Genomic DNA, 12534 nt, shown 5'->3' on the forward strand with positions numbered 1-12534 from the left:
CTTAGCTTCACCAGCGCAACGCCGTGTTTGCTTCTCCAGACGAAGTCGTCATCTTTGATTTTACCTCACGGCTTTATTGATCTCTTATTAATAGTCGCTAATTATCTGGCCTTCATCGCACTAGAAGCATAGAATTCGGCCACGACTAATTCAGTTTTAGCATTTATTCTTATCTAGGAATTATTCTTACCTAGGTATAAACAGGAATGGCAAATGAGTAAGAAGCCAGATAGACAGACAGCCATGTTACTTTTGATTGAACAAGTAAAAGATGGCTTGCCCCTGTATGAACCCGACACCTTCATCTGCGGTCCGGACGGCAGCTGCGAAGGTTGCCCCAAGAAACTCTTGGAACTGGTCGATACCGAATTGACCTATTGGGAGTCGGCCATCGAGCGTGGTGCTATCCCTAATTTCGATGAGATCTCCCGCTTCGGCAAGCTCTGCAAGAATGTGCGCCGGGGTCTAGTGCGCAACAATATCTTGAGTGCCTAACTAAGCATTCGTCATCTCGGAAAGACTAAAGACTCAGTCATCTGACCGCCATGGGTCTGTGATACTCCCGATATCATTCAGACATTTCCCATATCCCTATGGATCAGGCTGGAAATGTCATCCCGGACTTGTTCCGGGATCCAGTTTTTTCCTTCAGGCTCTAAACAATGGATTCCGGCCAACAAGCGTACCGGAAAGACAATAGATAGGCTTAATGGGTAAGTGCTGTCTTAGTCGCAGCTCGATACTCGCGACCTCACTTATTCGTCATCTGACCGCCATATGTTCTAGGTCAAGTAAACAGGATATTTCACTATTCTTTTCTCTGCGTCACTATGGTAACGTCTTTTGCATAATTGATAGTTATATCAAATGAGTAACCACCGATTAGGTAACCAATCAGCGCAGAGGGAATCGCGATCGTGACAACTGAGATCTATGACAGCACTAACATCCGTTTCTACAATGAACATGCCGATGACTTGGCTGAGCAGTATCTGTCTAAGCCTTTCGAAGAGGTTCACGCGTCCTGGTTGCCTCATCTCAACAGCATCCTCAATCCAAGTGAACAGAAAGCCAAGCTGAGTTTCTTAGATATTGGTGCCGGAGTAGGGCGTGATGTTAAGTATCTGGCAGAGCAGACCACAGTAAATCGAGAAGTAGAAGTTTATGCTGTCGAGCCCGCACAAGGCTTGACAGCTTTTGGCCTAAAGCTCACTCAAGGTCTTAATGTCACTTGGCTTGATGATGCGTTACCGGCTTTAGCAAGACTCACAAGTTTAGACTCCCGTTTCGATCTCATTCTGCTCAGTGCCATCTGGATGCATATTCCACCACAAGAACGAGCCGATTCAGTTCGAACGCTGGTTAAATTACTCGCTCCAAATGGAAAATTGGTCATTACGCTTCGTCATGGCCCGTGCAGTGATGAACGTCAGATGTTTCAAGTGAACGATAAAGAACTTAAACAACTGGCAGAGAACGTGGGGCTAACCGTTATCGATACCTCAGCAAACGTAACCGATAAGCTGGGAAGGGCGGAAGTTTATTGGCAAACCTTAGTGCTAGCACACGCAAGTGTTTCAACTGCAAGCATGAGGTCACTCAGTGAATAATGCATTCTTAAAAGACTCATTTTTGAAAGAGGTCGATGCCACAAAGCAGGTCGAGTTTATCGCTTACTTACAGCGCTTACTGGTAGAAGGGGACTTTGTCGCCACCTATAAGTTTGCACTGCTTCATGCACTGGCAGATATCTGTATCGAAAAGACTCATTACACACGCCCGAATGCAGGCTCGAATATAAGTCATGAAACTGATGGCGTCATCACCATAGATGAAATTGTCGAGAAGTTTATCGAACTCTACTGGCAGCACTCGTTGCCATTTAGCGCCACAGATGCCGAACCTTTTCTGCTGTTACAAAATAGCGGTAAGCAATCGGCATTAATCAATAACCTAAGTGCTTTTCGTAGCCAAGGGATAAGAAACCTGTCGCAACTTAAAGCCCATAGTGGTTGGAGCAAGTTGTGTAGTGAAACACGTAAAACTCTCAAAGAAGGCCCGTTGTGGCGATTACAGCTATTGGCTGGTAATGCGGAGTGCTTTTACTATCCCCATGACAAGAGTAAAAAATACATTCAGTTGAACCCTAGTATCGCATTCTGTTTCAGACGTTTTCATGATCTAGTCGTCTCACTGGCCCGCAGTCACTGGACTCTGAAGGTGTGTGACTTTGCTTCCAATCAAAACGTGATCGGCGGCCAAGGCAATCTGTCTGACTTTCTGTTTGGCTGTGATCGTAAGGCAATCACTAAAGCGAGACCATTATTGCTGCAGATACAGCATGGCAACTGCTTTTATTGTCAGCAACCGTTGAAAGAGCAGGGCGAAGTCGACCATTTCATCCCCTGGGCACGTTATCCGTCAGATCTTGGTCATAACTTCGTACTGGCACACAGCAAGTGTAATAACGCCAAGCGTGATCACTTAGCCGCTGAAAAACATAAAGAACGTTGGTTCGAGCAGAACATCATCAAACATGAAAAGATCATTACCTCAGAGCTGAATAACTACTTTGTCTGTGAGAGTCCGCGCTCTGAAGCCATTGCAACCTGGGCCTATCAACTCGCAGCGCAGAACAGTTCGCCGCTATGGTTGAAGGGTAAAGTGTTTAAGGCGTTATTGGTGTAATAGAACAACTGCAACGGATAATGATCTAGTTCCAGAGCAGCCAAGTCTTTAATTTGAGATTATAAGATAAGGTTCTGTAAATATTTCAAGCGCTAAGTCTAGATACAACCTGATACTTTATAGCTCGTTTACTATCCAGATCAAACTATCGCTATTTCAATAGTTTAATCTATGTTTAAGTGATGTTATTTCAAAGCCGTTGTGGCAGAATCTTAACGCCTTTTAGGTTTAATATAATTAGACAATTCAAACTAACTAGATCCGCAAAAGGACGTGCATGATGCTAGAGCAACCACTGAATAACATACCTAGCTACCAATCTCTTATGAAGCCAGTTCTGATAGCGCTTAAAGATGGAGACTTACTCAATATTCCTCAGATTTATGAACGAGTGGTAAACGAGCTAAGTCTCGCAGAAGAGCTAGTGAACCTGCGTATTCCCAGTGGCAGAGCGACTTATATTCGAAGTCGTATCGGTTGGTCTAAAACTTATCTAGTGAAAGCTAAGCTAATTGAGCAACCCAAACGTGGCCACTGTATCATCACCCAACGTGGTTTAGATGCCTTAGGCAGCAATAGACTGATTGATAATCAATACCTAAATCAATTTAGCGAATTCATCAGTTTTAAAATGAACTCAGATGATGTGACTCAAGTTAGCTCCAATGCAGTTGCAAAAGAAATAGACTCGTTTAACGAACTGCCTCCGCTAGAACAGATAGATAATGCTTTTCAGTCCTTAAATGCTTCTCTTGCCGATGAAGTGCTGGAGGCAATCTTGGCTGCATCCCCAAAGTTCTTCGAGCAATTGGTTGTCGATTTAATGGTGGCTATGGGTTACGGCGGTAGCCGAAAAGATGCAGGGCAGGCGACTCAATACACTCAAGATGGTGGCATTGACGGCATTATAAAAGAAGACAAACTCGGTCTTGAGATGATTTACCTGCAAGCCAAGCGTTATCAAGCATCCAATACTGTTGGAAGGCCCGATATTCAAGCCTTTGCCGGTGCGCTCGATATGCACCGAGCAAAGAAGGGCGTGTTTATCACCACGTCACGTTTCAGCAAAGAAGCACAAGATTTTGTGTCATTGATAGAGAAGAAAATAGTCCTCATCGATGGCAAACAACTTACCGAACTTATGATTGAACACAGCCTAGGCGTCACGGTTAAACAGACCTACACCATCAAAGCTGTGGACAGCGATTATTTTATAGAAGATTAACATGACAAAAGATAATACAACTCCAAATAACTTAGCCGCCTTCTGCTGGTCAATCGCAGACTTATTACGCGGTGATTTTAAGCAAAGCCAATACGGCCGTATCATTCTTCCATTCACATTACTGCGCCGTTTGGAAGGAGTACTGGAAGAGAGCAAAGAAGCTGTATTGGCAGAGTATGAAAAGGTTCAGAAGATGAACCTGCCTGAAGAGGCACAGGAAAATTCTGGAAGATGTCTCCGATCCTGATTTGATATTTGACCTGTTCGATAAGCTGCGTGCTGCAGGAATTTTTTATTGGCATGAAGTTGAGCAGTTTTGTGACGCTTTCTTTGTTAAGAGCAAGAGTAACGCCGCTATCGCCAATATTTGTAAGCCTGCAGTGGAGCGTTGGAATATTCGCTATAAATCGGCTGCTGCGGCATACAAGCAAGCTAAGGATATGTTTGAACGAACCAAACGTACCGATGATGCAGTATTAATTGCCAATGCCGAGAACAGCTTTAAAGAGTGTAAGCAGGAGAAGGATGCACTAGATATATTTAAGAAGGATCTAGGTACCTTTGTACGCTTCTACGAGTTTATGTCACAGATTGTCGATTATGACGACAAGGAGCTGGAGAAGCTTAGCCTGTATGCGCGTAATCTTCGTCCCATGCTGCGTGAGTCTATCGAAGAGGAAGATGATATTGACTTGAGCAATGTGGTGATGAGTCATTATCGCCTTTCTAAGATCCGCCAGCAGGATATTAGGTTAAAAGAAGATTCCCCTGATTATGAGCTTCAACCTGGTGATGGTCTGGGCAGTGCGAAACCTAAAGATAAAAAGGAAGAGTATTTATCGCAGATAGTCTCAAGGTTGAATGAGCTGTTTATCACCGATGAGCTAACTGAAGCCGATATGGTGAACTACGCCTACACGGTCATGGATAAGGTAAAAGAAAACTCTGTAGTCATGGACCAACTCGCCAACAACACTGCAGAGCAGGCCATGTTAGGCGATTTTCCCAAGGCGATTGATGATGCGATTCTCGATAGCAGTGATGCACATCAAAATCAGATGATGCAGTTGTTATCGGACCCCAATAAAAATGCACAGTTTGCCCGTGTCGTGTTTGATATGTTAAGTCGATTCAAGGGGCAACTAAATGGATAGGTATTGTAGTGATAGAACATCCATAGCCTGTTTAAGTGAGGAAAAAATTACCCAACTCTATCGTCGAAAAGGCGGTTTAACGAAAGCATAAAGCATTATTTTGAGCTTATTAGAGTAATCTGAGTACTTTAAGAAAACTGCTAATATGAAAAAGAAAAAATAGGTTAATCATGGAAGTAAATAATAAGTTGGCACTTAAAATACTGGATTATTGGCACAAAATTGAGTTCTTTAACTCTGCCGATATGGGAGATATTGCCAAACGTGGTAATGGGGCTATTCATTATGATACTCAGCAGGTTTGGGATACGCCAGATTGCTTACCTTGGATAAACCGAAACCATATTCGTCGCGCGGGCGAGAAATATAAGCATACCGAGCACTATACTTATAAAGTGTACCTAGGATTATTCTGGCGAACGGAAATCTTTGAGGCTGGGAAGCAATACTTACCTAATTATGAAGACCAAAGTTTAGATGGTAATGAACGTAATCAAGATTCGGGGTTTACTTGTTCGGTGATTCTCCATATTGATCAGTATGGCAATATCGACTTAGACAAGACGGAAATATCCACCGCACCTTGGGCTATTGGGAAAACACAAAACAAGCAACTTCATGAGCTGAAATTTGAACACTTCGACAATGAAGGCAATGCATTGTGTGATAAGTTCAATGAAGTTTGTGTTGTGGCGAATAATATTAAAGAAGAACACGGCTACCCGAAAGTATTGACGACTTATGAACTGATTGAATTTACAAGGTTGATCGCCGAGTGGGCGAAATTCGAGCCAATATCAGGTAAGCCTATACCATTTATGCTTATTGAGTTGCAGCCGAAAAAATACAAGCAGCAAGAGTATTCGCCGCAAATTCGAGACTTTAATGATCTTCCTCTACCTGATTTGTCGGATTTAAATCAACGAATAGAACAATATTATTCACAGGCTTCCAATGCGTCTTCTGCTATCGATAATGATCAGAATAACGCCAAAGAGTCGAAGTCTAGTATCTCAATCTTAAATAGTTTTTATATCCGAGATATAGAACTTGTCATTGAACAATTGCGAAAAGGAAAAATTGATCCACATTCTGCACTCGCTTCCTATGTTGGGCATACTCCGCAACGTGAAAGCGATCTATTGTCGAAAAAAGGCCAATCATTAATTAGAAAGCACTTATCCCTCAATATGACACCATTAGGTCGCTGGCCAGGTGAAGATGAGCACTCAATGAGTATGATGCAGCAGTTTGCTATCAATACTCTCTATAAGGAATTAGAGGAGCAGGGGGTTTATTCGGTCAATGGGCCTCCGGGAACCGGTAAAACAACGATGTTGCGCGATATCATCGCTAATAACTTAGTGAACCGAGCTCGGAGCATATCAGTATTATCTTCAATTGCAGACTCATCGCCAGAATCAATAAAGGTTGATATTGGCGATGAAAGTGTGACTCTTCCTGTTTTATGTCCGACATTAACCGGGTATGAGATGGTTGTTGTATCGAGTAACAATACTGCGGTTGAAAATATCACCAAAGAACTTCCTCAATCGAAAGCGCTGGGCAAGCGTTATCAAGCGGTTGAATTTTTCAAAAGTGCTGCTCAGAAGTTGGCCGCGAATCACATCTATCCTAAAAACAACCATGGAAGAACAAAACTCAAATGTCTTGAGCACAATGAAGAGTGCTGGGGTGTGATGGCTGCTGCCATTGGTAATCAGAGTAATCGAAAAGTGGTTGGTGATCGTCTGTTCTTTTTGAAGCCGCAAAGCTTGGATGTCGAAGCCGGAGCTGAAGGCTATCAAACGTTATTTGATTCGATTAAAGATCAAGCCAGCAAAACGAGTAATATTTATGAAGCATTTACTCGTGCTCAGTATGCGTTTAAACAATCAGAGCAAGAATTAGAAAGCTGTTTGTCAGAGCTAAGAGCATTACAGTTGATCGAATCTAAAAAATGTCATTTACGTGATTATGAAAGCAAGTTTGCTCGGGTAGAGTATCGATGTCTTAAACTCGATATATTGGTGGGTCGATTGAAGAAAAAGCAGCTTTCACACTTGTTGTTTTTTCTACCTAAGTTTTGGTTCCAAAGACAGTTATTTTTCAAAATGAAACAAAGGTTTGAACTCTTAGGTAAAGAAAACATGCTAATAGGGCGAAAAGTCGCGAACTTTAAATGCGAGTTAGAAAAAGAGATTCAAAGGTGTAGCGAGTTTCAAGTTAAATATACTGATGTGCGATTTGATGACGGTCAAGCAGACCTAGAGTGCGCGAGTTTACAAAGGTCAGCTTTTGCTCATGGTTTGGAATTAAACCAGAAGCGGGCAAATGTGACGTCTAAAGCGATAGCGCTACATCAAGCATGGGTAGTTACTGCATATAAACACTTTAATTTGGGTTACAAAAGTGTGCTCTTCTATTTGCATAAAGCCATGTCTAACAGCATCAAAGATCCAAAAGCTAGCAAGGTGTTATGGCAATGGTTATTTATGTTTATCCCTGTGGTTTCATCAACCTTTGCTTCAGTATCGCGTCAGTTCTCGATGTTCGGAAAAGGTGACATTGGATGGTTATTTATTGATGAAGCAGGTCAAGCTTCCCCTCAACAAGCGGTTGGTGCTCTGTATCGTTCCAAGCGGGTTGTTGTTGTGGGTGACCCTCTGCAAATTGAGCCTGTTTTTACTATCCCACCGGAATTTGTTGAGGGGTTAGCTAAAGAGATTTTAGGTGAAGAGCAATGGCGTGTCTGGTCGCCAACTAAGACATCGGTGCAAAAGTTAGCGGATAGAATAAACCGATATGGTACAGAGATGATTGCTAAGGGAGAGTGGCTAGGAAGTCCTCTGCGGGTACATCGTCGCTGTGATGAGCCTATGTTTAGCATTGCAAACAAAATTGCTTATAACGAAAAAATGTTTCACGGCAGCGATTCACCAGAAGGCTGTGCCCATAACATTTGGGGGCATAGCACTTGGATTGATATTTCCGGTGAAGTAGAAGGTAAACATTATGTACCCACACAAGGCAAGCATATTGCGAAAATGGTACTCATGTATTTCAGAGAATTGCACACACTACCGGATGTTTACATTATCTCTCCTTTTAGAAAAGTCGCGTATGGTGTCCAAGAAGAATTGCTCAGTTACCTTGGCAATCAGGGTATTCCTTCTATAGAACTGAAAAAATGGATAACGGGTCGAATTGGAACTGTACATACGTTCCAAGGTAAAGAAGAAAAAGTGGTGATATTTGTGCTGGGTGTATCTGATGAAACTAAAGGGTCTGCCTACTGGGCATCCAGTAAAGCCAATATCCTAAACGTAGCGGTGACTCGTGCTAAGAAGCAAGTGTATATTGTTGGCTCAAAGAAAGTATGGGCAGGATTAAGTTTCTTTTACGAAGCAAACAATCTTTTAAGCAGTGAAAACGAAAGGCAGAACAGTCTTAACCTTCGTATTGCTTAGATTTTAAATTTATTGAGTCGCGTTGCGTTTCTTAAGGCATAAATGCAGTGGATAGTTTTCTGCTAGGGAGTACTTTCTCAGACTAGAAGTCGATTGAATGAAAAGGGCTGTCTTGATTGTGTTTTCAAGGTCTTTTTGAATAATGTTGTAATCAATATAGGTAATACATGACAGAATTTTTGAAAGGGATTTTATCACTGCTAGTGTTGCTTTCTGGTATGGGGGTTGTTTTATTCGCCATGTTTGTAGCGCTTAAAAAACGGGATTTAACCGTTAAACTACCTATTGATAGAGATAAGTTGGCTAGAATGCCTGGTTTTGGTCTTCAAAACCAGATTTTAGATCATCAGTTTAATCTACTTAGTGGTCTGTTTATGGCAACATTGGTTATGTGTTTGCCATTTGCGATTAAAGGAGTGCAAGGCTATCTCACTATAGGATCTTTACCTTGGGTTTATGTAATATTGCCTGTATTGGCTCTACCATATTTTGGCTTTAAGACTTATCGGAATATGTCTAAACTGACTAAGTTACGACTGGGTCATACGGCGGAGTTGGCTACTGCATCTGAGCTAATGCGTTTACAAGGTTTAGGCTATCAAGTGTTTCATGATATTCAGGCCGATGGTTTTAACATCGATCACTTGGTTGTTGGCCCCAATGGTGTTTTTGCTATAGAGACCAAGGGCAGGCATAAGCGTTTTCGTGATAAGAAGTATGAAGCTGCAGATAAACAGAAGGCTTATGAACTTCTTTTTAAAGACGGCAAACTTCAGTTTCCTTCCTGGGTTGAAACTTCCCCAATCAGCCAAGCAGATAGACAAGCAAAATGGGTGAGTGAATGGTTAACCAAAGCTGTTGGCCAATCCACACTAGCACTGCCTGTTTTAGTTTTCCCAGGTTGGTACGTTACAACTCAAACAAAACCACCTTTTCCGATTATTAATCATAAGCAATTGGTCGGTACCATTCCGAAATTAAACCGTATTACCTATAACCAAGAACAGATCAACGCTATTGCTTATCAAGTCGCTCAGCGATGTGTCCAAGGAAGTTAAGTTTTACAGCTAATGGGCTAGTAGATGCAAGTCAGGGAAACTAAGAATGGATCCCGGAACCTCTTGTCTTTCCGGCACTCTCGTTGGCCGGAATCCATTCTTTGAACTTAAAGACAAAAGCTGGATCCCGGAACGGGTCCGGGAAGACGAGATGGATTCTGGGAAGACAAAATCGATAAGCGTGATTAATGCAGAGGAAGTAGTAGGTCGATAATTGCTCTCAGCATAAGAGGAGGCTCGATTACATCTACACCTAGCGCGTCTTTCCGGCATGCTTGTTGGCCGGAATCCATTTTTTGAACTTAAAGACAAAAGCTGGATCCCGGAACGAGTCCGGGAAGACGAGATGGATTCAGGGAAGACAAAATCGATAAGCATGATTACAGCAGAGGGAGCAGCAGGTCGATAATTGCTCTCAGTATAAGCGAAGGCTCGATTACATCTATATCTAGCTCGTCTTTACGGCAATCTTGTTGGCTGGAATCTACTCTTTGTGTAAGAAGTTAAGAATGGATCCCGGAACGAGTCCGGGAAGACCATAAGGGAAGCGGGGGAATGACATATCCCCGTCATTCCGGCACGAGTCCGGAAAGACAGAAGCTGGGGGGCTGGGAAGACGAAATGGTCAGATGACTGCTTAAATTGGAAGACTGCAAGAGGAGTAGCAGGACCGCAGCTTCAATTGGGACAGCTGCTAAGTTGAGCTGCTTTACTTCACTTTTAACATATTTAATCCCGTCGATACCAGCTGATAAAATACCTCCCGCGTAACCTCGCTTATTTATTCGTGGGATCGTACGTTAATTTTCAGCTAATTCTTTGGATGTAACAAGATATGCCCTTGCTGCGTATCTTCAGTCAAGGGTTGTAGTTCAGCACTAAATATACCTGTTCGCTCAACAACGTCTATAACACTATTGATCTTATTCGATTCCAAAAATAACGACATTGGGGCTATTTGCTCACCAGCCTGATTAAATCCATGCGCAACATTTTCTTCTAGCATGTAAATGAATTTTGGCACGCTTTTATTATTTTCATTAACCAACCGATTGCCTAAACCCTGTTCACAACGCAAGGTTTTAAGTAGATCAAACAACTTATGCACATCAGTAGATCTTTTATCTCGGCCTTGATACACCTTTCGAACTTTTAAAAGCTTAGTTTCCAGATCCCCCTTGGCACTTCGGCCAATAGTAAGCAGACTTCTCAGTTCATTTTTGATCTGCCGATAATGGTTGTCTTTAAGCTTCGGCTTTAAATAACGTACCAAGATCTCATTGCGCTTAGGCATTGGGATTAATCGGGAAGTTTCTTCGACGGAAAAGTACAGATGCAAGAGTGCGTTATCGACGAGATTGCTCACTAAAGAGTTGAAGGCTATATTTTTCAAAAAAATACCTAAAGCAGTCAGATTAGAAATCAGGCTGAAGTTTATCATTTTGAGCCAGATGCAAAACTATCCACTAGAACATCTTGCTATAAATTAAAAAATCGAATTCACTTATAATATCGCTGACGCAAAAATCGGTTTTCTTGCTAGCAGAAATAGACTTAATACCTGAAATTTATAAACTCTTTACACAATGCGCATGATGTAAAGAGTTTAAATTCTGATCCATTGAATCTCACGGAAATATTGTAAACTATGATGAGTTTTTCAGTGCGCCATATTTATCTTTAACCTGTTTTATCACCTTTGACCGTTTATAAACGGTTCTATAGCGCATGGGGTATGTCACTTCAAAGTGATGATGACGGTTGCAAGAAGTGAGTGGTACCAGTTAATGATAGGCTTGTGCCAGTAACTGAATGACAGAAATAGAAAGAGGCGATTAGCTTCATGGCTAATCCCGAGTTCAGGTTATATTAATATAGAATGGAGCAAATATGATAAAGATCACCGTTATCGGCGTCGGTTCCTTAGGCGGATTCGTTACCGCCAAGTTGATAGAGGCTGGCTATCCTGTTCAGCTTATGGTCAGTGCCAATAGCCGTTTACTCGAGTTATCTCAGTTACATGTCATCGGCAAAGAGCCTTTTCAGGTTCCTTATCAGAATATCATCAGTAATAGCCAGCATATTTCCGGTGATATCATTTTTATTACCATAAAATCGGTATCAAACCCGCTGCTGTTTGCTAGCCTAAGTCATCTAAAGAACAAAAAATTGATCTTGCTACAAAACGGGATTGGGGAAGAAGAGCTGCTTGCTGAAGCGATAGATGACAGCAACAAGGTCTTGGGGGCCATCAGTCATATTAAGGTGACAATGCATGCTGATAATAAAATTGAGGTACAAAATGATCAACTTGATTTTATTTACGCCGATCTTAATGGCACTGAGTCTGATCCAAGCCTAGAAACGGTGATCCGTGAGGTTTTCCCTCAGGTAGAACACAGGCCTGATATTTATCAAGTCAGGTTTCCTAAATTGATGGTAAACGCAGCTTGCAATGCCCCTTCGGTGATTTATAACCTGAGTATGTATGAACTTACGCAGGCGCCCATAGCGAAAGAGATGATACATTTGTTGGCTAAAGAAGTCCGCCAAGTGGCCAAAGTTTATGGCGTTTACTTAGAGAAAAAAAACATGGACGATATTCTCGACATGTTAGCTTGTGAAGATTATCGGTCGGCCTATTTTAGTATGAAGCTGGACTATGACGGTAAACGTCCCATGGAAATTGAGGCCGTCTACACTAATTTACTTCACATGGCTAAGATAAGGAATATAGCCACACCCGAACTTGTTAGGGTGACTCATATCTTACAAACACAATTTCTTCATGAGTAGGCGGTTGTTACAAATAATGTAATATAGATAAGTTCGCCAAAATCTTTAGTGATTTAATGCGTGATCAACTTTAATTGGTATCTTTTAGATTAGGCAACGCATTTTTATTTAGTGTGATTATTAAATGAGGCTATACGAACCGA

At 41.9% G+C, this 12534-nt stretch carries 9 protein-coding genes and 1 pseudogene; 9 read left to right on the forward strand and 1 reads right to left on the reverse strand.

From position 1 onward, the window contains the following. Nucleotides 1-213 precede the first annotated feature (213 nt). The 8 genes and pseudogenes from FM037_RS13920 (at nt 214) to FM037_RS13955 (ending at nt 9595) form a co-directional block, all read left to right on the forward strand. Nucleotides 214-495: a hypothetical protein gene (locus FM037_RS13920; protein ID WP_142874973.1), complete on the forward strand. Its 282-nt coding sequence runs from the start codon at nt 214-216 to the stop codon at nt 493-495. A 422-nt stretch (nt 496-917) separates the two neighbouring features. Next, nucleotides 918-1610 carry a class I SAM-dependent methyltransferase gene (locus FM037_RS13925; protein ID WP_144046497.1) on the forward strand — a complete coding sequence of 231 codons (693 nt, stop codon included), beginning with the start codon at nt 918-920 and terminating at the stop codon, nt 1608-1610. After that, nucleotides 1603-2688: an HNH endonuclease gene (locus FM037_RS13930; RefSeq protein WP_229381191.1), complete on the forward strand. Its 1086-nt coding sequence runs from the start codon at nt 1603-1605 to the stop codon at nt 2686-2688. Before FM037_RS13925 ends, FM037_RS13930 begins: the two co-directional genes overlap by 8 nt. A gap of 277 nt (nt 2689-2965) precedes the next feature. Continuing rightward, a complete protein-coding gene (locus FM037_RS13935; RefSeq protein WP_229381192.1) occupies nt 2966-3913 on the forward strand; it encodes a restriction endonuclease in 948 nt (315 codons plus the stop codon). A gap of 1 nt (nt 3914) precedes the next feature. After that, nucleotides 3915-4133 (forward strand): annotated as a pseudogene (locus FM037_RS13940) (type I restriction-modification system subunit M N-terminal domain-containing protein); the annotation flags it as partial. Nucleotides 4134-4161: 28 nt separating this feature from the next. Then, entirely contained in the window at nt 4162-5067 is a 906-nt protein-coding gene (locus FM037_RS13945; RefSeq protein ID WP_229381193.1) for an HsdR family type I site-specific deoxyribonuclease, read from the forward strand. A gap of 170 nt (nt 5068-5237) precedes the next feature. Further along, nucleotides 5238-8537 carry a DEAD/DEAH box helicase gene (locus FM037_RS13950; RefSeq protein WP_144046498.1) on the forward strand — a complete coding sequence of 1100 codons (3300 nt, stop codon included), beginning with the start codon at nt 5238-5240 and terminating at the stop codon, nt 8535-8537. Between the two features lie 167 nt (nt 8538-8704). Further along, entirely contained in the window at nt 8705-9595 is an 891-nt protein-coding gene (locus FM037_RS13955) for a nuclease-related domain-containing protein (RefSeq protein ID WP_144046499.1), read from the forward strand. A gap of 811 nt (nt 9596-10406) precedes the next feature. On the opposite strand, the gene FM037_RS13960 is transcribed toward FM037_RS13955, so the two are convergent. After that, nucleotides 10407-10988 carry a DUF2913 family protein gene (locus FM037_RS13960; protein WP_229381194.1) on the reverse strand — a complete coding sequence of 194 codons (582 nt, stop codon included), beginning with the start codon at nt 10986-10988 and terminating at the stop codon, nt 10407-10409. A 497-nt stretch (nt 10989-11485) separates the two neighbouring features. On the opposite strand from FM037_RS13960, the gene FM037_RS13965 reads away from it, so the two are divergent. Beyond that, nucleotides 11486-12391 (forward strand): ketopantoate reductase family protein, encoded by a 906-nt coding sequence (locus FM037_RS13965; RefSeq protein WP_144046501.1) that lies wholly within the window; start codon nt 11486-11488, stop codon nt 12389-12391. Nucleotides 12392-12534 lie beyond the last annotated feature (143 nt).

The organism is Shewanella psychropiezotolerans (assembly GCF_007197555.1).
In the GTDB taxonomy this organism is placed as follows: domain Bacteria; phylum Pseudomonadota; class Gammaproteobacteria; order Enterobacterales; family Shewanellaceae; genus Shewanella; species Shewanella psychropiezotolerans.

Coding starts and splice junctions, on each gene's coding strand:
- FM037_RS13920 (WP_142874973.1), top strand. CDS start 214: ATGAGTAAGAAGCCAGATAGACAGACAGCCATGTTACTTTTGATTGAA.
- FM037_RS13965 (WP_144046501.1), top strand. CDS start 11,486: ATGATAAAGATCACCGTTATCGGCGTCGGTTCCTTAGGCGGATTCGTT.
- FM037_RS13935 (WP_229381192.1), top strand. CDS start 2,966: ATGATGCTAGAGCAACCACTGAATAACATACCTAGCTACCAATCTCTT.
- FM037_RS13950 (WP_144046498.1), top strand. CDS start 5,238: ATGGAAGTAAATAATAAGTTGGCACTTAAAATACTGGATTATTGGCAC.
- FM037_RS13955 (WP_144046499.1), top strand. CDS start 8,705: ATGACAGAATTTTTGAAAGGGATTTTATCACTGCTAGTGTTGCTTTCT.